The sequence below is a fragment of the Thermomonas haemolytica genome, from assembly GCF_004346265.1.
Lineage (GTDB): Bacteria > Pseudomonadota > Gammaproteobacteria > Xanthomonadales > Xanthomonadaceae > Thermomonas > Thermomonas haemolytica.
In genome coordinates this window covers 1-22,633 of record NZ_SMAP01000005.1, presented here as the reverse complement: position 1 = coordinate 22,633, position 22,633 = coordinate 1, and the positions used below count along the sequence as shown (strand labels likewise).

At 68.6% G+C, this 22,633-nt stretch carries 24 protein-coding genes; 7 read left to right on the top strand and 17 right to left on the bottom strand.

The window, feature by feature from the left end; translation table 11 throughout:
* Positions 1-76: 76 nt before the first annotated feature.
* The 7 genes from EDC34_RS07530 to gap form a co-directional block, all read right to left on the bottom strand.
* On the bottom strand, positions 77-1,081 hold the full coding sequence (locus EDC34_RS07530) for a class I fructose-bisphosphate aldolase (RefSeq protein WP_114959896.1): 1,005 nt from the start codon (positions 1,079-1,081) through the stop codon (positions 77-79).
* A gap of 75 nt (positions 1,082-1,156) precedes the next feature.
* Positions 1,157-2,626 (bottom strand): pyruvate kinase, encoded by a 1,470-nt coding sequence (gene pyk, locus EDC34_RS07525; protein ID WP_114959895.1) that lies wholly within the window; start codon positions 2,624-2,626, stop codon positions 1,157-1,159.
* 83 nt (positions 2,627-2,709) lie between these two features.
* A complete protein-coding gene (locus EDC34_RS07520) occupies positions 2,710-4,965 on the bottom strand; it encodes a tetratricopeptide repeat protein (protein ID WP_132982867.1) in 2,256 nt (751 codons plus the stop codon).
* Between the two features lie 11 nt (positions 4,966-4,976).
* Entirely contained in the window at positions 4,977-6,980 is a 2,004-nt protein-coding gene (locus EDC34_RS07515; RefSeq protein WP_162797684.1) for a DUF3857 domain-containing transglutaminase family protein, read from the bottom strand.
* A 58-nt stretch (positions 6,981-7,038) separates the two neighbouring features.
* Positions 7,039-8,217 carry a phosphoglycerate kinase gene (locus tag EDC34_RS07510; RefSeq protein WP_114959892.1) on the bottom strand — a complete coding sequence of 393 codons (1,179 nt, stop codon included), beginning with the start codon at positions 8,215-8,217 and terminating at the stop codon, positions 7,039-7,041.
* A gap of 85 nt (positions 8,218-8,302) precedes the next feature.
* Positions 8,303-9,985 (bottom strand): GGDEF domain-containing protein, encoded by a 1,683-nt coding sequence (locus EDC34_RS07505; protein WP_114959891.1) that lies wholly within the window; start codon positions 9,983-9,985, stop codon positions 8,303-8,305.
* Between the two features lie 107 nt (positions 9,986-10,092).
* Complete coding sequence (gene gap / locus EDC34_RS07500; RefSeq protein ID WP_114959890.1) at positions 10,093-11,097, bottom strand: type I glyceraldehyde-3-phosphate dehydrogenase; 1,005 nt, start codon at positions 11,095-11,097, stop codon at positions 10,093-10,095.
* Between the two features lie 160 nt (positions 11,098-11,257).
* Here gap and EDC34_RS07495 point away from each other — a divergent pair, with 160 nt between their 5' ends.
* Together EDC34_RS07495 and EDC34_RS07490 are read left to right on the top strand one after the other, a co-directional pair.
* On the top strand, positions 11,258-11,890 hold the full coding sequence (locus tag EDC34_RS07495) for an OmpW/AlkL family protein (RefSeq protein ID WP_114959889.1): 633 nt from the start codon (positions 11,258-11,260) through the stop codon (positions 11,888-11,890).
* 43 nt (positions 11,891-11,933) lie between these two features.
* Complete coding sequence (locus EDC34_RS07490) at positions 11,934-12,821, top strand: S1/P1 nuclease (protein ID WP_114959888.1); 888 nt, start codon at positions 11,934-11,936, stop codon at positions 12,819-12,821.
* Positions 12,822-12,890: 69 nt separating this feature from the next.
* Here the strand turns inward: EDC34_RS07490 and EDC34_RS07485 are convergent, their stop codons facing one another.
* Positions 12,891-13,784, bottom strand: coding sequence for a DMT family transporter (locus tag EDC34_RS07485; protein WP_240311075.1), 894 nt, complete (start codon positions 13,782-13,784; stop codon positions 12,891-12,893).
* Between the two features lie 48 nt (positions 13,785-13,832).
* Here EDC34_RS07485 and EDC34_RS07480 point away from each other — a divergent pair, with 48 nt between their 5' ends.
* Both EDC34_RS07480 and EDC34_RS07475 read left to right on the top strand, forming a co-directional pair.
* Positions 13,833-14,315, top strand: coding sequence for a YajQ family cyclic di-GMP-binding protein (locus tag EDC34_RS07480; protein ID WP_114959887.1), 483 nt, complete (start codon positions 13,833-13,835; stop codon positions 14,313-14,315).
* A gap of 7 nt (positions 14,316-14,322) precedes the next feature.
* Positions 14,323-14,892 carry a DUF1415 domain-containing protein gene (locus EDC34_RS07475; protein ID WP_114960028.1) on the top strand — a complete coding sequence of 190 codons (570 nt, stop codon included), beginning with the start codon at positions 14,323-14,325 and terminating at the stop codon, positions 14,890-14,892.
* 141 nt (positions 14,893-15,033) lie between these two features.
* On the opposite strand, the gene EDC34_RS07470 is transcribed toward EDC34_RS07475, so the two are convergent.
* Genes EDC34_RS07470 through EDC34_RS07455 form a run of 4 tightly spaced genes read right to left on the bottom strand, consistent with a single transcriptional unit; the run spans position 15,034 to position 17,809 of the window.
* Positions 15,034-15,738, bottom strand: a complete 705-nt coding sequence (locus tag EDC34_RS07470; RefSeq protein ID WP_114959886.1) for a pseudouridine synthase — start codon at positions 15,736-15,738, stop codon at positions 15,034-15,036.
* Positions 15,735-16,796, bottom strand: a complete 1,062-nt coding sequence (locus tag EDC34_RS07465) for a class I SAM-dependent methyltransferase (RefSeq protein WP_114959885.1) — start codon at positions 16,794-16,796, stop codon at positions 15,735-15,737. The genes EDC34_RS07470 and EDC34_RS07465 overlap by 4 nt, the downstream gene beginning before the upstream one ends.
* A gap of 21 nt (positions 16,797-16,817) precedes the next feature.
* On the bottom strand, positions 16,818-17,246 hold the full coding sequence (locus EDC34_RS07460) for a hypothetical protein (RefSeq protein WP_114959884.1): 429 nt from the start codon (positions 17,244-17,246) through the stop codon (positions 16,818-16,820).
* Positions 17,243-17,809, bottom strand: a complete 567-nt coding sequence (locus EDC34_RS07455; protein ID WP_114959883.1) for an RNA polymerase sigma factor — start codon at positions 17,807-17,809, stop codon at positions 17,243-17,245. The genes EDC34_RS07460 and EDC34_RS07455 overlap by 4 nt, the downstream gene beginning before the upstream one ends.
* A 128-nt stretch (positions 17,810-17,937) precedes the next feature.
* Here EDC34_RS07455 and EDC34_RS07450 point away from each other — a divergent pair, with 128 nt between their 5' ends.
* The 3 genes from EDC34_RS07450 (at position 17,938) to EDC34_RS07440 (ending at position 19,204) form a co-directional block, all read left to right on the top strand.
* The gene (locus EDC34_RS07450; protein WP_114959882.1) at positions 17,938-18,264 is read left to right on the top strand and encodes a hypothetical protein; all 327 of its coding nucleotides are present in this window, start codon (positions 17,938-17,940) and stop codon (positions 18,262-18,264) included.
* 51 nt (positions 18,265-18,315) lie between these two features.
* On the top strand, positions 18,316-18,576 hold the full coding sequence (locus EDC34_RS07445; RefSeq protein WP_114959881.1) for a DUF3297 family protein: 261 nt from the start codon (positions 18,316-18,318) through the stop codon (positions 18,574-18,576).
* A gap of 73 nt (positions 18,577-18,649) precedes the next feature.
* Positions 18,650-19,204, top strand: a complete 555-nt coding sequence (locus tag EDC34_RS07440) for a DUF3016 domain-containing protein (protein ID WP_240311074.1) — start codon at positions 18,650-18,652, stop codon at positions 19,202-19,204.
* Between the two features lie 57 nt (positions 19,205-19,261).
* Here EDC34_RS07440 and EDC34_RS07435 read toward each other — a convergent pair whose 3' ends face one another.
* From EDC34_RS07435 to EDC34_RS07415, 5 genes are all read right to left on the bottom strand, one after another.
* Positions 19,262-20,530: an RNA polymerase sigma factor gene (locus EDC34_RS07435; RefSeq protein WP_114959880.1), complete on the bottom strand. Its 1,269-nt coding sequence runs from the start codon at positions 20,528-20,530 to the stop codon at positions 19,262-19,264.
* A 76-nt stretch (positions 20,531-20,606) separates the two neighbouring features.
* Positions 20,607-21,047 (bottom strand): VOC family protein, encoded by a 441-nt coding sequence (locus tag EDC34_RS07430; RefSeq protein WP_114959879.1) that lies wholly within the window; start codon positions 21,045-21,047, stop codon positions 20,607-20,609.
* 65 nt (positions 21,048-21,112) lie between these two features.
* Positions 21,113-21,514: a VOC family protein gene (locus tag EDC34_RS07425; RefSeq protein WP_114959878.1), complete on the bottom strand. Its 402-nt coding sequence runs from the start codon at positions 21,512-21,514 to the stop codon at positions 21,113-21,115.
* A 35-nt stretch (positions 21,515-21,549) separates the two neighbouring features.
* Positions 21,550-21,996: a VOC family protein gene (locus EDC34_RS07420; RefSeq protein ID WP_114959877.1), complete on the bottom strand. Its 447-nt coding sequence runs from the start codon at positions 21,994-21,996 to the stop codon at positions 21,550-21,552.
* Between the two features lie 30 nt (positions 21,997-22,026).
* A complete protein-coding gene (locus EDC34_RS07415) occupies positions 22,027-22,446 on the bottom strand; it encodes a YciI family protein (protein WP_114959876.1) in 420 nt (139 codons plus the stop codon).
* Positions 22,447-22,633 lie beyond the last annotated feature (187 nt).

Here is a 22,633-nt window from a genome sequence, read left to right as displayed (position 1 = left end):
GGAATGCCGGCGCGTGGCCGGCATTCCGTGTGCACTGCAGGCGGGCGGGAAAGTGGCGCCGGGGCTCAGCCCTGCATCAGCCTTCCCACTTACCTAGCGCGGCCAGGCCATTGGCCTTGGCGCGCTCGAACACGGTCTGCTGGGCCTTGGCGTAGTTGCCCTGCATGTCCTGCGCCCACAGCTTCAGCGCGGCCTGCTGCATGGCGCGGCCGTAGGAGAACGACAGCGGCCACGGGTTCGGGCCCATGCGGTTCATCGCGTCGAGGTGCGCGGTCGCATCCTCGTCGCTCTGGCCGCCGGACAGGAACACGATGCCCGGGAGGATCGCCGGCACCGCCGTCTTCAGGCACATCAGGGTGGACTCGGCCACCTCCTCGACGCTGGCCTGCTCCGGGCAATCCTTGCCCGGCACCACCATCGACGCCTTCAGGATGGTGCCTTCCAGCATCACGTTCTGGTTGTACAGGGCGTCGAACAGCGCGCGCAGGGTGACCTCGGTGACCTCGTAGCAGGTCTCGATGTCGTGGTCGCCGTCCATCAGCACCTCGGGCTCGACCATCGGCACCAGGCCCTGCTCCTGGCACAGCGCGGCGTAGCGGGCCAGCGCGTGGGCGTTGGCCTCGATGCAGGTGCCGGAGGGCATGTCCTCGCCGATGGTGATGACCGCGCGCCACTTGGCGAAGCGGGCGCCGAGCTTGTAGTACTCGGCCAGGCGCTCGCGCAGGCCGTCCAGCCCCTCGGTCACCAGCTCGCCGGGGAAGCCGGCCAGCGGGTGGGTGCCCTTGTCCACCTTGATGCCCGGGATCATGCCGTGGTCGGCCATGTACTTGGCGAACGGCACGCCGTCCTTGGTGGACTGGCGGATGGTCTCGTCGTACAGGATCGCGCCGGAAATGTACTGGTTGAGGTTTGGCGTCGTCAGCAGCAGTTCGCGGTACGCGCGACGATTGGCCTCGGTATCTTCGACCCCAACCGCGGCAAAGCGCTTGGCGATCGTGCTGGTGGACTCGTCGATGGCGATGATGCCCTTGCCCGGGGCGACCATGGCGCGGGCGGTTTCGGCAAGCTGTTCGATGCTCATGCAGGCGGCTCGGCAGGCGGTGGGAAAGCGCGGATTATAGCCGCGCCGGCCAGCCGGCCGGACGCCCGGCGGGCGCTACAGCTCGCCCAGCCCGGTGGCGTGCCCGTCCGCGCCGATCTCCAGCAGGCGCAAGGTATTGGTGGCGCCATGGGTCTGCATGTGCTCGCCACTGGTGAACACCACGCGGTCGCCGGGGGCCAGCAGGCCGGCCTCGACCAGCAGGCGGATGCTGCCGCGGGCGGCCTCGCGCGGGGTCTGGCCGCGGCTGTCGTAGTCCATCGGGAACACGTCGCGCATCAGCGCCATGCGCCGGCGCGCGCTGGCATGGTGGGAGAACGCGAAGATCGGCACCGCCGAGCGGAACCGCGACAGGTAGCGCGCGGTGCCGCCGGATTCGGTCATCGCCACCACCGCGCGCACGCCGATGTGCTCGCACAGGAACATGGTGGCCATCGCGATGGCCTGGTCGGCGCGCTCCAGATTGCGCCGCGCCTTCTCGAAATCGGTGTCGGAGGCGAACTGGCGCTCGGCGCCGCGGCAGATGCGCGCCATCGCCTCCACCGCCTTCACCGGCCAGCGGCCGGCGGCGGTCTCCTGCGAGAGCATCACCGCGTCGGTGCCGTCGATGACCGCATTCGCCACGTCCAGCACCTCGGCGCGGGTGGGGATCGGGCTGTCCACCATCGACTGCAGCATCTGGGTGGCGGTGATCACCACCTTCTCGCGCGCCACCGCCTCGCGGATGATCTTCTTCTGCAGGCCGGGCAGTTCGGCATCGCCGATCTCCACGCCCAGGTCGCCGCGCGCCACCATCACCACGTCGCTGGCGTCCACGATCTCGGCCAGATGCTCGATCGCCTCGGCGCGCTCGATCTTGGCCACCAACGCCGCGCTGCTGCCGTGCGCCTTGGCCACCCGGCGCGCCTCGTGCATGTCCTCGGCGTTGCGACAGAACGAGACGGCGATGAAATCGGCCTGCATGCGCGCGGCTACCGCGATCAGTTCGCGGTCGCGCTCGGTGATCGCGCCCAGCGACAGCCCACCGCCCTGCTTGTTCAGGCCCTTGCGGTTGGACAGCACGCCGTCGTTGAGCACGGTGGTGACGATGCGCTCGCCCTGCACCGCATCAACCCGCAGCTGCACCAGGCCATCGTCCAGCAGCAGCACGTCCCCCGGCGCGACGTCGGCCGGCAATTCGAGATAGCTCACGGCCACCTGGGTGGCATCGCCAGGCGGCGCGTCGAGGCTGGCGACCAGGTCGAAGCGCTGCCCCGCCGTGAGCTGCACCTTGCCCTCGGCGAAAGTCTCGATACGGATCTTCGGCCCCGGCAGGTCGGCCAGGATGCCGACCTCGCGCCCGATCTTGGCCGCCATCGCGCGCACCGCCTCGCCGCGCGCGACCTGCGCGGACGGGTCGCCGTGCGAGAAGTTCAGCCGCACCACGTCCACGCCCGCGCGCAGCACCGCCTCCAGCACCTCCGGCGGATCGGTGGCCGGGCCGAGGGTGGCGACGATGCGGGTGTGGCGGGGGCGATCCGTAGTCATGCTTGCGTGCTCCTGTGGGCCGACACGCTAGCACGGCCGTCCAGCGCGATGGGGCAACGGGAAACTGCAAACGACTGCAATCCTCATTCACCCCCAAGCGGCTCGACGTAGGCCTTGCCTGCCCGGTATAGCGCGAGCCGCTCCTGCATCTTTCCCAGGCTGCCCTGATCCTGATCGGGGAGGCGCTTCACTTCGTCGATCACGCGTTGCTGGAGCGCGACCGCACTCTCGGTGTCGCCCGCCGCAGCATGACAAGCGGCAATGGTATCGATCGCACCGGGACCGATATCCGGGAGTGCCTCCAATTTCCTGGCCAAGGCCATGCCATCAGACGGCTTGCGAACGCCCTCATGCGCGGATACGCACAGCATCCAGGCGGCATTATTGAGAGCACCACTGTCACCTGCATTCGCTGCCTTGACGCTCAGATCGACTCCGCGAACCCAGTCGGCCTCATCGTGGCCGTGGTTATGCAGCCAGAGACCATATGCATTCATCGCCTCCAGCGAATCAGCGGAAATCGCTTTCTCGAGCCACTTGCGCCCCTCGGCCTCACCGTCATCACCCAACTGGCCATTGAGCAAAAGACTACCGAGATATGCTTGCGATTCCACATCGCCCGCTTCGGCGTCTTTCAGAAGCCATGCGCGCGCGCGCGCGGGGTCCTTCGGCATTCCCTTCCCATCGAGCGCCATGCCTGCAAGTTCTCTTCGCGCACGCGCACCGAATTCTGCCGACCCACTCATTGACTGGTACAGATCAACGGCCTTTGCAGCATCCCCGGACATCCCGGGATAGTTCTCCGCCCAGAGGCTTGCCAGGAAAAACAGGGATTCCACGTCACCACGCAATGCCGCGGGCAATATCCAGTCCTCCGCACGACGAGGATTCCCGTTCATGTATGCACGGAAAGCGCTGTAGTACATGGCATAGGCATCACCACCGTTGGCCGCCTTTTCCATCCACGCCAAGGTTTCCGCCGAGGGAGGCTTGCTGCCCTGCTCGCGACGCAACCGCAATGCCAGGATACGCAAGGCAGCGGGGTTGTCCGCCTGCGCGGCGCGACGCAGGTAAGCATCTGCCTTGGCAGCATCACGCGACTCGTACCAGGCCGCCAGCCTGAACAGGCCTTCGCCCGTGCCGTTATTCACGTCGCTGGCCAACAGTGCCTCGTCGTCCGAATCCAGAACGGGGCCCGTGGCATGGTCGACGCGATCAGCAACCAGCATGGCGGCAGCGGTTTCATTACCCAATGCCCGTGCCGCCTCGAGTCGCTTGCGCACGTCCGGCAGCATGGGCTCACCCGGATGCAGCACACCCATCAGCTCGGCATAGGACACGGATGCACCATCGCGCTTCCAGGCGCGATTGGCTGCATCCAGCATCGCAGAAGCAGCGCGTGCATCCTGGGCAACACCCACCCCTTCGGCATATGCCAGAGCCAGCAGCAGCATCGGATAGGCATGCCTTGCCTCGGCCTGCGGCAATAGCGCGTCCACCAGGCCATCCGCGCAGCCGGGCGATGGATTCATCCGACACACCAGCAACCAGGCCCCGGCGGAAGCGACCCCACCCCGCGCGGCCGCCGCGCGCAGCACATCCACTTTCCTGGTGATCGATTCTTCGAGCGAGGCTGCTTTCACCGCTTCATAGTCGACCGCCGTTACCTCATCCCGTTTGGCCGCAGAACCCACGAAGGCATCGACATAATTCAGCCGCAACCGCGGCGTACCATAAGCATCCGCTTTCCGATCGACCTGTCGCAGCACATCGACGTAATCGAACTCCACCAAAGTCTCCGCACCACCCTCTGGTGGAGCGGCAGCGACCAGCAGCGGAAAGTAAGGCGCCGGATGAAGTTCGGTATAGAACTCGTAGCGAACCCGCATCCCGGCCGACGCAAACAGCGCATAAGCATCCCCGGGCAGGACGATGCGCACGGGGCGCGGCCATGCCCCGCGATCAGCCTCCGCAAACGCGTAGCGGGCAAGCGCAGCCAGCGCGCCAGCAGCGTGATCGGCAGCCTTACGATCGCCGATGGCCTCCGCGCACAGCATCGCGGCCCGCTGCATCACCATCGAGACCGGCACACGCCGCACGCCGTCCTCGACCTGCCGGGCATGGGAACGGCACTTACCAGCATCCACCGCGACTCCGTCGTAGCCCACGGCATCCACCGCCTCGATCACAGCATTGACGTCGGCGGCAGTACCGCGCGCCAGGAACGTTCGCCACTCAAGTGACGGATCCTGGGACGGGGGATTCGCCCCCGGCACCCATGGCGAGAATGCCAACCCGCACAACAACCATCCCAGACCTGCCATGTATTGCATCCGCATCCCCGTTCCCCTCACTGATCCTTCAGGACCTCGCGCAGCAGATCCTGCAACCGAGACTGCCTCTCCGCGGCATCCACACTGGCAGGTGCGGCGTAGCGGAGGCGCGAACGCAACCCCTCGCTGACCTTGCGCAGGGAAGCAACGTGCCCAGGCACCAAAGCGAGTGGCACTTCGCGCGAAGAGACATCGAACTCATGCCGCAGCACGGCACCGGTGGCAGTCGGCTGCAGGGTTCTCCGATAGGTGAAGGCCGCGCCTTCAACGCGTTCATCCTCGCGCCCGAAGCGCGCCAACCAACCCTTGGGAGATTCCAGCGTGACTTCTTGCACGTAGCGCCCGGGACGCGCGAAATACAGCGGTGCATGGCGGTCGATCCTTGCGGGCATGTCGGTCACGTCGGCAAGCGCCTGGGCCTGCATGTCAATCCCGCGCAGTGTTCCATCCTGCTGCCATGGCGACGCAAGCCGATAGACCTCTTGAACGACCAGGATGTTGGCATCGCGGTCATCCTGCACCTTCAGCGCCTGCAGTGAATCAACCGCACCGAAGCGCTTGGCGTAGTACTCCCGATAGCGCCGGGATACTTCCTCCAGCCGCTCCTGATCCATCAAACGGCGAACCCGATTGGCATTCGCGCCCCGATACTCGGTGCTGACCTCGAGACGCATGCCGTCGCCATCGGGAAGATAGCGCTCCTTGACCTCTACCCCCGCCGTCGGCTGCGGCGGTGCAGCGACCTCGACCATTTCCCTGCTCGCCGCCACCACGGGCAATGCCACGCCATAGCTGGAAAGATCGCCTTGCATGGGGTCGCCACCCTGCAGCCGCAAGGTCGGATCGACGAAAACGGCCTTTCCTCCGAGATGGGCGCGGACAATCACATGATTGAAGAGGTTGGCGGCGGGCGCAAAGTCGCGGACGCTGCGACCACGGGAGGTGTCGACCAGCGCAGGCTCGGCAGGAATGCCAAGTCGCTGCAGCACCGTGACCAGGAGCCACGTCTTGTCCTTGCAGTCCCCATAGCGACGGCGCCAGACCACATCCGGTGATCTCGGACGATGCGAACTGGTGCCGGTCTCCACGCCGAAGTATCGAACTTCGTCCTGAACCGCCCGTAGCGCCGCACGCAGGCGCTCCGACGCCGAGGGAATCGCCTTCCATGCCGCGATGCGTTGTTCGAGGTCATCCGGCAACTTTTGGCCGGACTGTGGCGGGTAGAGCGGCAGCGCCCAGCCCACTACGTCTGCCCAACTGCGCTTCGGTGCGAACTGAACCAGTGGATAAGGCTGGTACCACGCAGGATAGTCCCCCTCCTCCTGCAGCCGATCCACGCGCGCAGCATGCACCTCCACCTCGGTCGCATCCTGCCGTTGCACCACCTCCGGCGCAGACGCGCCGTTCTCAGTATGCGTGGCGATCTCCGTTCCAGGCGGGTAGAGCGCCCGCAACCGCACATCCAGGATCGGATGGCCGTACGCCAGTCGCACCTGTTCGGATGACTGCCCGGCGAGAATGGGATTGCTTCCGGCGACGCTCCAACTGATCCGCACCACGTCCCCTGGACGCACATCTTCGATCACGATCAGGGCGGCCACCTGGCCATCGGAAATATCCTGCTCGAATTGCCTTTCGCGGCGGGCAATGGAGATATCCGCCGGCTTGAGGCGCGACTGCCAGACGCCGCCACGACGCAACTCAACCCGGTGCAGAGTCAACGTCTGGTACTCGGGGTTGTATGGGATTTCGAAGCGGCCGGCACTGGCGGTATTACCTTGCGAGCGAGGCTCGTAGGCATAGTCGGCATACGCGATGTCCGCGCCGGGCCGGCGATCCACCTGGACGTCATACCGCCAGTAGCGCCATTGGTCGTCATTCGCACCCGGCGCATCCTCTGGCCAAACTTCCGCCAGCGGCCGCTCCTCCACGAACGCCGGCACTTTCCCGGTATGGAACGAAAACCCTCCGCTCTTGAAGTCTTCCGCCCCGGCGCCCATCGCCGCCAGCAGCACCAGCACCCCCGCAATCCATCGCATCCAACTCCCTCCCCCTGCAATTTCCCCTGGCCTTACCGTATCACTCTCCGCGCGCCTGCAACGCGGCCACCGCCGGCAGGGTCTTGCCTTCCAGGAACTCGAGGAACGCGCCGCCGCCGGTGGAAATGTAGGACACCTGGCTGGCGATGCCGAACTTGTCCACGGCCGCGAGGGTATCGCCGCCGCCGGCGATGGAGAACGCCTTCGACGCGGCGATCGCGCGCGCCACCGCCGCGGTGCCGGCCGCGAAGGCGTCGAACTCGAACACGCCCACCGGGCCGTTCCAGACCACGGTGCCGGCCTGGGCGATGAGCTCCGCGTAGCGCGCGGCGGTCGCCGGGCCGATGTCGAGGATCATGTCGCCCTCGCCCACCGCGTCCACCGCCTTCACGGTGGCCGGCGCGTCGGCGGCGAACTCAGGCGCCACCACCACATCCTGCGGCAGCGGGATGTCCGCGCCGCGCGAATGCGCATCCGCCATGATCTGCTTCGCGGTGTCGAGCAGGTCCGGCTCCACCAGCGACTTGCCGACGCCATGGCCCAGCGCGGCGATGAAGGTATTGGCGATCCCGCCGCCGACGATCAGCTGATCGACCTTGCCGACCAGGTTGCTCAGCAGTTCGAGCTTGGTGCTGACCTTGCTGCCGGCGACGATCGCCAGCAGCGGACGCGCGGGGCTGGCCAGCGCCTTGTCCAGCGCATCGAGCTCGGCCATCAGCAGCGGGCCGCCGCAGGCGACCGGGGCGAAGCGGATCACGCCGTGGGTGGAGGCCTGCGCGCGATGCGCGGTGCCGAAGGCATCCATCACGAACACATCGCACAGCGCCGCGTACTTGCGCGCCAGCGCCTCGTCGTCCTTGCCCTCGCCGACGTTCATGCGGCAGTTTTCCAGCAGGACGATGTCCCCCGGCGCCACCTGCACGCCGTCCAGATAGTCCCGCACCAGCGGCACCGGCCGCCCCAGCAACTCGGCCAGCCGCGCGGCCACCGGCGCCAGCGAATCGGCGGCGCTCCAGGTGCCCTCTTTGGGGCGCCCCAGGTGCGACATCACCATCACCGCCGCGCCCTGCTCCAGCGCCAGGCGCAGGGTCGGCAGCGAGGCCAGGATGCGCTGCTCGGAGGTGATGCGGCCGGCGGCGTCGATCGGCACGTTCAGATCCTGCCGGATCAGCACGCGCTTGCCGGCGAGGTCGAGGTCGGTCATGCGGAGGATGGACATGGGCGGGCCGCTGGAAGTGGAAAGGCCGCCATTGTCGCGTTGCGCCCGCGGCGGTTCAAACCCGACGGTGCCCGGCGGCGCGCGGTCAGTCGCTGAAGGTGTCGCGGCCGGCGTCCTTGGCGCGGTACAGCGCCGCATCCGCGCGCTTGAGCAGGTCTTCGAGCTCGGTATCCACCGCCGACAGGGTGGCCACACCGACGCTGACCGTGATCCGGCCCTTGGGCGATCCGGCATGGGCGATGTCGGCATCGCGCACACGCTGGCACACCCGCTTGGCCACATGCATGGCCTGGGCATGGGTGGTGGCCGGCAGCAGCACGGTGAACTCCTCGCCGCCGGGCCGTGCCAGCACGTCGTCGGAATGCAGCAGGGCACTGCGCACCGCGCCCGCGAACCGGCGCAGCGCGCTGTCGCCTTCGGCATGCCCGTAGAGGTCGTTGTAGCGCTTGAAATGGTCGATATCCAGCGCCAGCACCGACAGCGGCTTGCCGCTTTCGTGCGCCTCGGCCCACAGGCGCTGCCCGGCTTCGACGAAACCGCGGTAGTTCAGGCAGCCGGTGAGCGCATCGGTGCGGCTGATGCGGTCCAGCTCGGCCACCGCGCGCCGCAGCGAGTCGGTGCGCGCGGCGATCACCTGCTCGCGTTCCTCCAGCACCTTGTTGAGCTCGTCGAAGGCCGCGTTCATGCGCGCGCCCAGCTCGCCGATACCCTCCGCCAGCGGTAGCAGTTCATCGGGCAAGCGCGCGTTCGCGCTGGCATCGATGCGCCCTCCCAGCGCATAGCCACGCAGGCTGGCCAGCAGGTAGCCGAGGCTGTCGCCCAGCATCCTGCGCTGCCACCAAATGACTGCCCCCACACCGATCGTAGACGCTCCCAGCAGTACCAGCAGCAGGAGCAGCCGCGGCCACAGCGGCGCCCACAGGATCGCACCGGGCGCCGCCAGCACCAGGGTCCATCCATGCTGCAGGCGCACCGCGGCCACGTAGGCCTCGTCGCCATCGTGCAGCAGCCCGGACATCCGCCGCACCTGCACCTCGCGGTCGGAAGGGCGTGCCTGTGCGCGCAGCTGGCGCCCCAGCGGGCCGGCATCGTCCAACACCGAGAAATCCAACGCCGGCGCGGCGTGGATCACGCGGTTGTCGGTGTCCAGCAGGAGCAGCTGCAGGTCGCGCCGGGCGAGGCTCTGCGAGAGCAGGCGGGTGAAGCGTTCGACCGGGATCGCCGCCTGCAGCGCGCCATCGAAGACATTGCCGCGCAGTACCGGCGCGGAGATGGTCACCACCGCCTCGTCGCCAAAGGCCTGCTGGCGGTGGACCCCGGAAACGTGGATGCGCGACTGCGCGCGCACCCAGCGGAACCACGCCTCGCCGCCGACCCCGCCGTCCGGCGGTGCCAGCGCGCGGCCGCGGGCGTCGCGCACCAGGGTGACATTGCCGTCGGCATCCGCGTGCAGGGCGCGCAGCATGCCGGGGTAGAGATACAGCAGCTTGGCGAGGTCGGGCTTGGCGCGCGACAAGTCCATCGCCATCTGGTCGGCCAGCAGGTCCAGCCCGGCCTGCTGCGCGTCCAGGTAATCGTCGATCACCCCGGCATTCAGCCGCGCATTGGCGTCCAGCCGCAGCATCAGGGTGTCGCGGCTGTCGCGCCACTGGCTCCACAGCAGGGCCGCGCCGAACAGCAGCACCGGCAGCAGGGTGGCCAGCGCCAGCCCGAGCGCCAGCCGGTGGCGCATGCTCCAGGTACCGCTGGCGTCCTCGCCACTCTGCATGGGATGCCTCTATACCACGGCCGCGGGCAAGCCCGCCTGCACGCCGGCATGCACGAAGCCCCGCGCATGGCGGGGCTTCGTGGGCGTCTGGAGCCGTGGGCCGGCGGTCACTTGCCCGCCATCACCCGGATCATCTCCAGGCATTTGTTGGAGTAGCCCCACTCGTTGTCGTACCAGGACACCAGCTTGACGAAGGTGGAATCCAGCGCGATGCCGGCCTCGGCGTCGAAGATGCTGGTGCGCGCGTCGCCGCGGAAGTCGGTGGCCACCACCTTGTCCTCGGTGTAGCCCAGCACGCCCTTCAGCGCGCCTTCGCTCTGCGCCTTCATCTCCGCGCAGATCTCGGCGTAGGTGGCGGGCTTCTCCAGCTCCACGGTGAGGTCGACCACCGACACGTCGCTGGTCGGCACGCGGAAGCTCATGCCGGTGAGCTTCTTGTTGAGCTCGGGGATCACCACGCCCACCGCCTTGGCCGCGCCGGTGCTGGAGGGGATGATGTTCTCGAGGATGCCGCGGCCGCCGCGCCAGTCCTTGTTGGACGGGCCATCGACGGTCTTCTGGGTGGCGGTGGCGGCGTGCACGGTGGTCATCAGGCCGCGCTTGATGCCCCACTTGTCGTGCAGCACCTTGGCGATCGGCGCCAGGCAGTTGGTCGTGCAGGAGGCGTTGGAGATCACGTCCTCGCCGGCGTACTTGGCGTGGTTCACGCCGTACACGAACATCGGCGTGGCGTCCTTCGACGGTGCCGACATCAGCACCTTCTTCGCACCGGCGGCGATGTGCTTGCGCGCGGTCTCGTCGGTCAGGAACAGGCCGGTGGACTCCAGCACCACCTCGGCGCCGACTTCGTTCCATTTCAGATTGGCCGGGTCGCGTTCGGCGGTCAGGCGGATGGTCTTGCCGTTCACCACCAGCTGGCCGTCCACCACCTGCACGTCGCCGTCGAAGCGGCCGTGCACGGAGTCGTAGCGCAGCATGTAGGCCAGGTAGTCCGGCTCCAGCAGGTCGTTGATGCCGACGATCTCGATGTCGTCGCCGAAGTTCTGCACCGCCGCGCGGAACACGCAACGACCGATGCGACCGAAACCGTTGATACCGACCTTGATGGCCATGCGGAACTCCTGCGGATGGGCACGGGGAAACCGGCATTTTAGCGGATCGCCCCGATCCGGCGCCCCGCCACCGGATCCAGTCGGGTTTGACGCCGATCAATACGCAGGCTCGGCGGGCCCGGAGAATTGGTTTCAGTTGAAACCACCAAGGAGATCCCGCATGTCCCTGCCCCGTCTCGCCCTTGCCGCCGCCCTGGCCCTGGTTGCCAGCCCCGCCTTCGCCCAGTCCGCCGGGCACTGGACGCTGGGCGTCGGCGTCCACCAGGTCGCCCCGCGCTCCGACAACGGCACCCTGGTCGGCACCCCGCTGGGCAACCTGAAGATGGATGTCGGCAACAACACCCGCCCCACCGTCACCGCCGAGTATTTCCTGAAGGACAACCTGGGTGTGGAAGTGCTGGCCGCGCTGCCGTTCCAGCACGACATCGACGTGGTGGGCGTGGGCAAGGTCGGCTCCACCAAGCACCTGCCGCCCACGGTGTCGCTGCAGTACCACTTCGGAAACGGCGCGCTGCGGCCCTTCGTCGGCCTGGGCGTGAACTACACCCGCTTCTTCGGCACCCGCACCACCGGCCCGATCGCCGGCACCCGGCTGTCCCTGTCCGATTCCTGGGGCCTGGCCGGCCACGTCGGCGTGGATGTCCGGGTCGGCGAGAAGGGCGCGATCCGCATCGACTACCGCAAGCTCGACATCGACACCAAGGTCAAGCTGAACGGTGCCAACCTCGGCGCGCCCAACACCGTGCACATCGACCCGTCGGTGTACGGGGTCGCCTACGTGTTCTCGTTCTGATCCGGTCATCTGCCCAACGTCGTGCCGGGGTATCCTCCCCGGCATGACGACACGCATCCGCTCACGATTCCTGATCGCCGCCCTGCTCTGCCTGGGCGCCACCTCCACCGCTCTGGCGTGGTCGCGCCTGGGGCATGCCATGGTCGGCGAGATCGCCCAGCGCCACCTCGACCCCAAAGCCCGCGCCGAAGTCGCCGCGCTGCTGGCCGGCGAACCGATCCCGACCCTGGCCGGTGTCGCCTCCTGGGCCGATGACCTGCGCAGCCTCGATCCCGACCGTTTCAAGGCCACCTCGCGCTGGCACTACATCAACGCGCGCGGCGGTGGCTGCGATTTCGACCTCACCCGCGACTGCCCGGACGGCAACTGCGTGGTCGGCGCGATCGAAAAGCAGCTGGCGATCCTGGGCGATCGTACCCAGCCGCTGGACGCGCGCCGCGACGCGCTCAAGTTCGTGGTGCACTTCGTCGGCGACGTGCACCAGCCGATGCACGCCGGAGACCGTCCGGATGCGGGCGGCAACCAGTACCAGATCAGCCTGCGCACCGCGGTGCCGCCGGAACCCTATGCCGCCAAGAACTATGCCAACGGCGTGATGGGTACCAATCTGCACGCGATCTGGGATTACTACATCCTCGCCAGCCGTCCGCTGCCGCCGCTCGAGTACGTCAACCTGCTGGACAAGGCGCTGGCGCCGGGGCCGATCACGGCGAGTGTCGCCACGGACGCTCCGCTGGCCTGGGCCGGGGAATCCTGCCACCTGATCGACGCCAAGGGCCTGTACCCGCCGGGCAACAAGCACGTGCTGACCCAGGACTACCTGGAGCAGATGCGCCCGCTGGCGGAAGAGCGCGTGCGCCTGGCCGGCGAGCGCCTGGCCGAACTGCTGAACCAGACCATCGGCGAAGGGGCGCCGGCCGCCGCGCCTTGACCCCCCGCTCACCCGCACGCCCGCCACCGCGCCCGGCCCCAGCCGGGCGCGCGTGTATCGAGCGCGGCCTCAGGGATGTTCGGCCTCGGCGTGCACGCGCTCGCGCCGCAACAGGTACAACCCGCTGGCAACGATGATCGCGGCCCCGACCCAGGTGATGGCCCCCGGCAGCACGCCCCAGATGGCGAGATCCAGCGCCACTCCCCAGACCAGGGCGGTGTATTCCAGCGGCGCGATCAGGGAGGCCTCGCCCAGCCGGAACGCCTCGGTGATCGCGTACTGGCCCAGCGCGCCGGCGATGCCGATCGCGATCACGATGGCCAGGTGCTCGCCACGCAGCGCCACCCAGTCCGGCAGCGCCAGCGCGCCTGCCCCGCCCGCCATCATCGCCAGCAGCCAGACGGTGATGGCCTGGGTGCGGTCGGTCCGGGCCAGCACCCGCACCGTGATCGCCGACAGCGCATAGCAGGTGGCCGCCACCAGCACCGCCAGCCCGGCCACGGTGAACATGCCCGCCGCGCTGGGCCGCAGCACCACCAGCACCCCGAGCAGGCCGAATGCGATCGCCGTCCAGCGCCGCGGCCCGACCCGCTCGCGCAGAATCGGCACCGACAGCGCGGTGATCAGCAGCGGTGCGACGAAGAAGATCGCGTAGGCGGTGGACATCGGCAGCCGCTTCAGGGCGTACACGAAGCTGGCGAGCATCAGCACGCCCAGCACGCCACGCAGCAGGTGCAGCGGCCAGCGCACCATCCGCAGCCCCGCCGGCCCCGCCGTCCATAGTGCCCAGGCCAGCACCCACGGCAGCGAGGCGGCCCCGCGCAGGGCCGCCACCTGCAGCGGCGGATACTGCGCCGAGAGCGCCTTCATGCCTGCGTCCATCAGCGCAAACGCCGCCACCGCCACCAGCATCAGCCAGGCGGCGCGGCGCGGCTGCCGGCGGATGGCGGCGTTCGTCCCCATGCTGCCAGCATGCGTTAACCTGCGCGCCCCGTCACCGTGCCGAATGCCATGCCTTCCTTCGACATCGTCTCAGAAGTGGATACCCACGAACTCACCAATGCGGTGGATCAGGCCAACCGCGAGCTGGCGACCCGCTTCGACTTCAAGGGCGTGGATGCCAGGTTCGAACGCGAGGACGCCGTGATCACGCAGTCGGCGCCCAGCGAGTTCCAGCTGCAGCAGATGACCGACATCCTGCGCGCGCGCCTGATCGCGCGGAAGATCGACGTGCGCTGCCTGGAGTTCGGCGACATCGACACCAACCTGGCCGGCGCGCGCCAGAAGGTGACGGTGAAGCAGGGCATCGAACGCGAGCTGGCGAAGAAACTGCAGGCGGCGATCAAGGACGCCAAGCTGAAGGTCGAGACCCAGATCAACGGCGACAAGCTGCGCGTGACCGGCAAGAAGCGCGACGACCTGCAGGCGGCGATCGCGCTGCTGCGGGGCAAGGACTTCGGGCTGCCGCTGCAGTTCGACAACTTCCGCGACTGAGGTGGACATGCACGAGGACAGGCACGATGAGCCGGCGTTCGACCCCGAGGCCATCGAGGCCGGCGTGCGCCGCTGGCTGGAACGCGCGGTGATCGGGCTGAACCTGTGCCCGTTCGCCAAGGCGGTGTACGTGAAGCAGCAGGTGCGGATCGTGGTCAGCGACGCCAGCACCGAGCGCGCCCTGCTGGAGCAGCTGGGCGAGGAACTGGCGCTGCTGCGCGACACCCCGGCCGAGGCCACCGACACCACCCTGCTGGTGCATCCGCTGGTGCTGGGCGACTTCCTCGACTACAACGATTTCCTCGACGATGCCGACGCGCTGGTGGAGGCGATGGACCTGGACGGCGTGCTGCAGGTGGCCAGCTTCCACCCCGACTACCGCTTCGCCGATACCGATGCCGACGATCCCGGCAACCTGACCAACCGCGCGCCCTACCCCATCCTGCACCTGCTGCGCGAGGACAGCGTGGAACGCGCCGTGGCGGCCTACCCGCAGCCGGACGCGATCATCGAGCGCAACATTTCGACGATGCAGGACCTCGGGCTCGAAGGCTTCCGCAAGCTGCTGTCCGACTGAGTCGCACGCTCTGCGCCGGCATGGCACGGCTGCTGCTCGGCTTCTGCGAACATCCTGTTCGAGGCGCCGCCGCGCGCCATCCGTGGCGCGCTTTCCGCAGCCGTGCCATGCCGACGCTGCGCGACCGGCGATGATCGCCATTCACCCAACAGCAAACAGCCTGGCGCGCGCCCCCTCATCCAGCGCCCGCCACTGCCCTTCCGGCAGGTCGTCGAGCGTCAACCCGCCGACGCGTTCGCGGTGCAGGGCATCGACATGGTTGCCGGTCGCCGCGAACATCCGCCGCACCTGGTGGTAGCGCCCCTCGTGCAGGGTCAGCCGCGCCCGGCGCGGCGCCAATACCTCGAGCTGCGCCGGCAGCAGCGGCATCGTCTCGCCCTCCAGCAGCAAGGTGCCGGCTGCAAACAGCGCCGCCTCGTCCCCGCGCAGGTCCTGCGCCAGCGTGGCCACGTACACCTTGGGCAGCTTCGCCTTCGGCGAGATGATCCGGTGCAGCAGCTGGCCGTCGTCGGTCAGCAGCAGCAGGCCGGAGGTGTCGCGGTCCAGCCGTCCGACCGTGGACAGCACCGGGTCGCGCAGGCGGAAGCGCGGCGGCAACAGGTCGTAGACGAGGCGACCGGCATCCCTGGTCGAACAGGTATAGCCGGTGGGCTTGTGCAGCATCAGCAGCAGGCCCGGCGGCGGGTCCAGCGGCTGCCCGTCCACGCGCACGTCGCCATGGTCCAGCGGGTCGTCCGCATACAGCACCGCGCCGGCGGCGTTGGTGATGCGGCCCTCGCGGAACATCCGCTGCACCTCTTTGCGGCTGCCGTAACCGAGGTTCGCGATGTGCTTGACCAGCTTCATGCCTTCACCGCGCGCACGATCTTGAAGCCGCCCTGCTGGGCCACCGTATCGACCTGGCCAAAGCCGGCCCCCAGTGCCTCCTCGTAGGGCAGGTGGCGATTGGCGACCAGCCACAGCACGCCGCCCGGGCGCAGCGCCTGCGCAGCCGCGGCGATGAAGGCGCGTCCGATGTCCGGGCGCTCGCCGCGCCCCAGCGCGTGGAACGGCGGATTGCAGACGATGGCATCAAGCGGCCCCGCTACCCCGGCCGCCACGTCGTGCCAATGCAGGCGCAGCGCCACGCCGCGCGCCTGTGCCGGCGCGGCGAGATTGGCCTCCGCCAGCGCGAGCGCGCGCGCATCCGCCTCGAACAGCTCCAGCGCCGTCACCTGCGGGCAGCGCGCCAACACCTGCAGCGACAGATAACCCCAGCCCGCGCCGAGATCCGCCACCCGGCCGCGCAGGTCCGCCGGCAGTGCCGCCGCCAGCAGCGCGGAGGCGGCATCCACCCGGTCCCAGGCGAACACGCCGGGGCGGGTGAGGAAGCCGCCGCCGGGCACCTCGGCGCAGGGCTGGGTGCGCGGGGCATCGGCCTGCGCCCACTGCGCCTGCAGCGCGGGATCGACCATCGCATCGCCGGTCGTCCAGAACACCCGGCAGTGGTGCTTGCTGAGGGTGCTGACCGCGCCGGCCAGCTGCTTCAGCTCGGCCTCGCGGGACTTGGCCCCCTCGTCGTTGGCCACCGCGGCCACCACGCAGCCACCGGGCGCGACCGCGGCGCAGGCACGGGCCAGCAGCGCGCGCGCCTCCTCGCGCTGGCGCGGCGGCAGCACCAGCACCAGCGGGAATGCCGCCGCCGGCAGCGCATCCTCATCCAGCAGCTCGATGCCAAGCCGCTGCAGGCGCGCGGCCTCGGGCCGGAACGGCTGCGTCGCCGCCAGCCCGCGCAGGCCCCGCGCATGCAGCGCCGCGCCCTCGCGCGCGCGCAGGAACAGGCAGCGCTCGGGCCAGTGCAGCTGGCCGGAGGCAAACGGATGCAGCAGGGCGTCGAGGGCGGGATCGCGGTACGCGGAGGGCATCCGCGCAGTGTAGCCGGAGGGTCAACCGATCGCGGCGTGGCCGCCACGCGTGCGGCGATGCAGCAGTTCCAGTCCACGCTCCGCCAGCAGGCAGCCTGCCGCGAGAACGCACCACCCCAGCGCATCGCGCCCGCCCGGCAGGACCTGCACCAGCTCCGCCACCCAGCCGCGGCCGAACCACGCCACCACCACCGCGGCGGACAGCGCAAACACCACGCCCAGCGCGCGCAGCAGCCAGGCCTCCAGGTCGGGGCCGGCAATGGCGTCGGCGCGCGCGCGCGCCGCCACCTGCACCGCGAAATCGGCAGGCAGCTCCACCGCGGGGGCCTGCCGCAGCGCATGGGCGATACGCAGGTCGAGCGGATCGGCTCCGGGATCGCCTCGCCGGGCCAATTCCTGCGCCTGCCAGCGGACCTCGTCGATGGGCGGAAGGGCATCGTGCGGTTTCATGCGGCAACTCCGATGCGCGGGGCCAGCAGCTCGCGCAGTTTGTTCCGGCTGCGGAACAGATGGCTCTTGATGGTGCCTTCGGCCAGGCCGGTGATGGTCGCGATCTCGCTGATCGGCAGTTCTTCCAGGTGGTACAGGGTGAGGACCGTACGCTGCAGCGGGGTCAGCCGCTCGATGGCGGCATGCAGCAAGCGCGCGTCCTCGCCGCGCAGGTGCGCGCCCTCCAGGTCCACGTCGTCGCCCAGGTTGTCGAGCAGCCACACACCATCCTCGTCGCCCGCGGGCTCGGCCAGCGGGATGCGCTTGCGCTCGAGGTGGCGCTTGGCGACCGAATAGGCCACCTGCCCGATCCACGACTTCAGCGGGCTGTCGAAGCGGTACTGGTGCAGGTAGCGGTGCACCCGCAGGAAGGCCTCCTGGCACAACTCGCGGGTGTCCTCGGGGTGGCGCACCATGCGCTGGATGACGTGCCAGCACAGGCCCTGGTAATCGCGCACGAGCTGCTCGAACGCACCGGGGCGGTCCGCGAGCACGGCGTCGACGAGGGCGCGATCGGCATCCATGCCGCATGGGATACGCCCGGGGCGGGTTCGGTTGCAACGATTTTTTGTCCGCCCGCCGCAACCGGCCGCGCCGCGCCCGTATCCCTTTGCCCGAACGGCCAGCCCGGCCGCAACCCAGAGGACACCCCATGGATTTCGCACTGCTCATCCCCATCGCCCTGTTCGTCTCCATCGCCTACTCCATCAAGGCGGTGGTCGACGCCCGCGTGCGCAAGCAGCTGGTCTCCAGCAACGGCTCGCCGGAGCTGGTCGCCAGCATCCTGCGCGCCGACGAGACCAACCGCCGGCTGTCGTCGCTGCGCTGGGGCATCACCCTGGTCCTGCTGGCGCTGGGCTTCGGCATCGTCGAGGCGGCCGGCTGGCGGGAGATCACCCCGGGCGTGATCGCGGTGCTGGTCGGCGCGGTCGGCCTGGGCAACCTGGCTTCGTTCGCGGCCACGCGCAAGCTCGGCTGAGCGCCCGCCGGCGGGTATGCTGTCGGCCCCTCCCATGCCTGCAGCCTGCCCATGTCCGACACCCCGCCCGACCGCCTTTCCAACGACCCGCGCAGCAAGTTCCACCAGCCCGAGCTGCTGGAGCGCGGGATCGGCATCCGCTTCAACGGGACCGAGCGCACCAACGTCGAGGAATACTGCATCAGCGAAGGCTGGGTGCGGGTGCAGGTGGGCCGCGCGCTGGATCGCCGCGGCATGCCGATGACCATGAAGCTCAAGGGCACGGTGGAAGCCTGGTTCCTGGACAGCGCCGGCGAAACGGCGGCTGACTGACCCGGCCACGCCGCCTACCCGGCCCGCACCGGCGGCGGCACACTGCAGGCCTCGCCCAACGCGGAGTCCGGCCATGCGCATCGTCCTCGCCACCCTCGCCCTCAGCCTGGCCTTGGCCGGCTGCGCCACCGCGACCGGCGGCAGCAGCATGCTGGCGACAAACGCCCCCCGCGCGCTGCCGGCCTCCGGCCCGGTCAGCGTGGCCTGGTCCAATCCGGCCGAGTTCAGCGAGCTCACCGCCAGCGGCAACCGCCAGGCCGCCGCCCAGGGCGACTGGCTGCTGCAGCTGGCGCAGTACATGCGCAAGCAGGCGGCACGCCAGCTGCCGCCGGGCTACCGGCTGGAACTGACCATCGAGGACATCAAGCGCGCCGGCCAGTACGAGCCGTGGCGCGGCATTGGCGCGCAGGACGTGCGCATCATCCGCGACATCTACCCGCCACGGATGACGGTGCGCTTCCGCGAATTCGACGCCACCGGCAAGGTGGTGGCGGAAGGCCAGCGCCAGCTGACCGACCCGGCGTTCCTGGTCAATCCCGGGATGATCAACGACACCGACCCGCTGCGCTACGAGAAGCGCATGATCGATACCTGGCTGCGCCGCGAATTCCCCGCGCCCGCGCGCTGACCCGACGCCTGCCGCCCGGGCCAATCCTCGAAGCCACCTGCGGGCGGCTTCGGTGTTTCAGCCCGCTTCGCAGTCGGCAGCACGCGCGAGCAGCACCTGCCGTTCGCGCGCATTGCCGGTCAATTCTGCCGCCCGAGTGAACTCTGCGCGGGCCTCCCCGTAACGCTCCAGCGCCGCCAACAGATCCCCGCGCACCGCATGCAGCGGCGGATAGCCGCGCAGTGCCCCGCCTGCCGCCAGCGTCTCGACCAGCGGCAGCGCCGCCGCCGCGCCCTGCGCGCGCGACACCGCCACGGCGTGGTTCAAGGCGACCACCGGCGACGGCTGCACCCGCAGCAGGCGCGCGTACAGCGCGGCGATACCGGCCCAGTCGGTGTCCTCGAAGTGGCGCGCGCGCGCATGGCAGGCCGCCAGCGCGGCCTGCAGCGCATACGCACCATCCGCACCGCCCAGCCGCTGCGCCGCCGCCAGCGCCTGCAAACCGCGCTGGACCTGGAGCCGGTCCCAGCGCGCGCGGTCCTGCTCCGCCAGCAACACGGGAGTGCCATCCTCGCGCGTACGCGCCGGGATACGCGAGGCTTGCAGCTCCATCAAGGCCAACAGGCCGAGCACCTCGGGCTCGCGCGGCAGCAAGCCTGCCAGCACGCGCCCCAGTCGCAAGGCCTCCTCGCACAGCGCGGGACGCATCCAGTCGTCGCCACTGGTCGCCGCATAGCCTTCGTTGAAGACCAGGTAGACCACCTCCAGCACGGCGTCGAGACGGGCCGGCAACGCGGCCTTGCGCGGCACCTCGAAGGCGACCTGCTTCTCGGCCAGCGTGCGCTTGGCGCGCACGATGCGCTGCGCCACCGTGGCTTCCTGCTGCAGGAAGGCGCGCGCGATCTCGGCGGTAGTCAGGCCGCCCAGCAGGCGCAGGGTCAGCGCCACCCGCGACTCCATCGGCAACACCGGATGGCAACTGGCGAACACCAACCGCAGCAGGTCATCGCCGATGTCGTCCTCCGCCCGCCGCTCCGCCTCGTCGCCCTGCATGTCGGCTCCGTGCAGCGTCAATTCGATGCCGAATTCGTCTTGCTTGCGCGCGTGCAGCCGGCGCTGGCGCAGGTGGTCGATGCCGCGGTGCCTGGCGGCCTGCATCAGCCACGCCGCCGGGTTGTCGGGCACCCCGTCGCGCGGCCAGCGCTCCAGCGCGGCGAGGAGCACGTCCTGCGCCAGTTCCTCGGCGGTGTCCAGGTTGCCGGTGATGCGCGCCAGTCGCGCCAGCAGCCTGGGCGATTCCATTCGCCACAGGGCGTCGAGGCGGCGATGGAGGGCATCGACGGTCATCACCTGAGTTGAGCCGCGCCGGGAAGCGGCGTCGGCTTGAATGAATTGTTAGGTGCCAATGCGACCATGCTCAAGTCTACTGCCTGAGCTCTTGGGCAAGCCCGATGAGAATCCCCTCAGGACCACGGATGTAGCAAAGCCGGTAGATGTCTTGGTAATCGACGACTTCAGCGACCACTGACGCACCAAGCTTCCCGATCCGGACGAGAGTGTTGTCGATGTTATCGACGGTGAACATGACGCGCAGGTATCCCAAGGAGTTCACCGGGGCTTTGCGGTGGTCGGACGCTATGGCGGGGGCGTCGAAGCGCGAGAGCTCAAGACGGCTGTGGCCGTCGGGAGTGCGCATCATGGCGATCTCGACGCGCTGACCATGCAGACCGGTGACGCGGCCGGCCCAATCGCCTTCTATGGGCATGCGACCTTCGAGATTAAGACCTAGCTCCACGAAGAACTCGATGGCGGCATCAAGGTCTTCCACCACGATGCCGACGTTGTCCATACGCTTGACTGCCATGATGTCTCCTTGGCGCCTAACACGCCGATCACACTATCGCCCGCCGCCAGGGCGCAAGCACCTGCTCAGTGCGGCGGCGCCTGATTCATGTGGAACACGCCCCACTGGTGGCCGTCCAGATCCACGAAGGCCCACGAATACATGAAGCCCAGGTCTTCCGGGTCATGGCCTTCGGTGGCGCCGGCCGCGATCGCCTTGCGCACCAATGCATCCACTTCCTCCCGGCTGTCCAGCGACAGCGAGAACAGGGCCTCGGTGGCCTTGCGCGGATCGGTGATTGGCACCTTGGAGAGGGTGGAGAAAAAGTCCTCGGACACCAGCATGACATTGGCCCGCTCGTTGATGACCAGCGCGGCACCGTGCTCGCTGGTGAAGTCCGGATTGAACGAAAACCCAAGTGCCTCGAAGAAATCGACGCTGCGCTCGAGATCCTTGACCGGCAGGGTGACGTAGAGATTGCGGGGCATGGTGCTTCCTTGAGTGAGATGAAAACAGGGACGGATCAGGCCTGCGATGGCGCCCAGCCCGGCGGGGGAACGACATTGATCATCCACGGGATGCCGAACTTGTCGATGAGCGAGCCGAAGCCGGGCGACCAGAACGTCTCGCCGAACGCCATCACGACACGGCCGCCCTCGGACAACCGTTCGAACCAGCGCGCCGCCTGCGCGCGGTCCTCGGTGTGCAAGGTGACATCGAAACCATTCTTGGGCTTATCGATATTGGGCGCCCAGGCCGTGTCCATGTCGGCGCCCATCAGCGCCTGGTCGCCGACCTCCAGCCAGCAGTGCATGAGCCAGCCCCTGTATTTGTCATCGGCGATGGGCATGTCCGGCGGGGCGTCGGCATAGGTCATGGCCCGGGTGATCCTGCCGCCGAGGACCTCGGCGTAAAACCCGAATGCTTCGCGGCACTGGCCTTGGAAGCTGAGGCTGGTGACGATCTTCATGGCGTGGTGCTCCTGTCGTGAATGTTGCATTCAATTCCCCAGCCGCTCGCGCAGGCGCTGCTCCTGCGCCTGCAACTCGGGCGTGAAGGCATCGCCAAAGTCGGTCGAACAGAACAGCGGGCGGATCTCCAGCTCGGACGGGCCCGGCATCGGATTCGGGCAGCGCTTGGCCCATTCGATGGCCTCGTCCATCGAACGTACCTGCCAGAGCCAGAAGCCGGCCACCAGCTCGCGCGTCTCGGCGAAGGGGCCGTCGATCACCCGCCGCTGCGGGCCATCGAACGCCACCCGCACGCCGCGCGAACTGGGCGCCAGGCCCTCGCCCGCCAGCATCACCCCGGCATTCACCAGCGCTTCGTTGAATTTCCCCATTGCCTCCAGCAGCTCGGTGCCGGGCATGAAGCCAGCCTCCGAGTCTGCGGTGGCCTTCACCATCACCATCACTTTCATGCCGACGCCCTCCGTCCGGGGAAGGAAGTTCCCCGCCATTGCAATCCATGACGAACGGGAAAACCCGGGATCGACATCCGCACGAAAAATACTTGGTAATTCCTAGCCTTTCCGGACCAAAGTTGGCATGAGTTCCTGGATCGACGTCTGCTTGAGAAGCTTGTAGATCAAGGGTTTCAGGTCTTCG

Coding starts and splice junctions, on each gene's coding strand:
- EDC34_RS07530 (WP_114959896.1), bottom strand. CDS start 1,081: ATGAGCATCGAACAGCTTGCCGAAACCGCCCGCGCCATGGTCGCCCCG.
- pyk (WP_114959895.1), bottom strand. CDS start 2,626: ATGACTACGGATCGCCCCCGCCACACCCGCATCGTCGCCACCCTCGGC.
- EDC34_RS07520 (WP_132982867.1), bottom strand. CDS start 4,965: ATGCGGATGCAATACATGGCAGGTCTGGGATGGTTGTTGTGCGGGTTG.
- EDC34_RS07510 (WP_114959892.1), bottom strand. CDS start 8,217: ATGTCCATCCTCCGCATGACCGACCTCGACCTCGCCGGCAAGCGCGTG.
- EDC34_RS07505 (WP_114959891.1), bottom strand. CDS start 9,985: ATGCAGAGTGGCGAGGACGCCAGCGGTACCTGGAGCATGCGCCACCGG.
- gap (WP_114959890.1), bottom strand. CDS start 11,097: ATGGCCATCAAGGTCGGTATCAACGGTTTCGGTCGCATCGGTCGTTGC.
- EDC34_RS07495 (WP_114959889.1), top strand. CDS start 11,258: ATGTCCCTGCCCCGTCTCGCCCTTGCCGCCGCCCTGGCCCTGGTTGCC.
- EDC34_RS07490 (WP_114959888.1), top strand. CDS start 11,934: ATGACGACACGCATCCGCTCACGATTCCTGATCGCCGCCCTGCTCTGC.
- EDC34_RS07485 (WP_240311075.1), bottom strand. CDS start 13,784: ATGGGGACGAACGCCGCCATCCGCCGGCAGCCGCGCCGCGCCGCCTGG.
- EDC34_RS07480 (WP_114959887.1), top strand. CDS start 13,833: ATGCCTTCCTTCGACATCGTCTCAGAAGTGGATACCCACGAACTCACC.
- EDC34_RS07475 (WP_114960028.1), top strand. CDS start 14,323: ATGCACGAGGACAGGCACGATGAGCCGGCGTTCGACCCCGAGGCCATC.
- EDC34_RS07470 (WP_114959886.1), bottom strand. CDS start 15,738: ATGAAGCTGGTCAAGCACATCGCGAACCTCGGTTACGGCAGCCGCAAA.
- EDC34_RS07465 (WP_114959885.1), bottom strand. CDS start 16,796: ATGCCCTCCGCGTACCGCGATCCCGCCCTCGACGCCCTGCTGCATCCG.
- EDC34_RS07460 (WP_114959884.1), bottom strand. CDS start 17,246: ATGAAACCGCACGATGCCCTTCCGCCCATCGACGAGGTCCGCTGGCAG.
- EDC34_RS07455 (WP_114959883.1), bottom strand. CDS start 17,809: ATGGATGCCGATCGCGCCCTCGTCGACGCCGTGCTCGCGGACCGCCCC.
- EDC34_RS07450 (WP_114959882.1), top strand. CDS start 17,938: ATGGATTTCGCACTGCTCATCCCCATCGCCCTGTTCGTCTCCATCGCC.
- EDC34_RS07445 (WP_114959881.1), top strand. CDS start 18,316: ATGTCCGACACCCCGCCCGACCGCCTTTCCAACGACCCGCGCAGCAAG.
- EDC34_RS07440 (WP_240311074.1), top strand. CDS start 18,650: ATGCGCATCGTCCTCGCCACCCTCGCCCTCAGCCTGGCCTTGGCCGGC.
- EDC34_RS07435 (WP_114959880.1), bottom strand. CDS start 20,530: ATGACCGTCGATGCCCTCCATCGCCGCCTCGACGCCCTGTGGCGAATG.
- EDC34_RS07430 (WP_114959879.1), bottom strand. CDS start 21,047: ATGGCAGTCAAGCGTATGGACAACGTCGGCATCGTGGTGGAAGACCTT.
- EDC34_RS07425 (WP_114959878.1), bottom strand. CDS start 21,514: ATGCCCCGCAATCTCTACGTCACCCTGCCGGTCAAGGATCTCGAGCGC.
- EDC34_RS07420 (WP_114959877.1), bottom strand. CDS start 21,996: ATGAAGATCGTCACCAGCCTCAGCTTCCAAGGCCAGTGCCGCGAAGCA.
- EDC34_RS07415 (WP_114959876.1), bottom strand. CDS start 22,446: ATGAAAGTGATGGTGATGGTGAAGGCCACCGCAGACTCGGAGGCTGGC.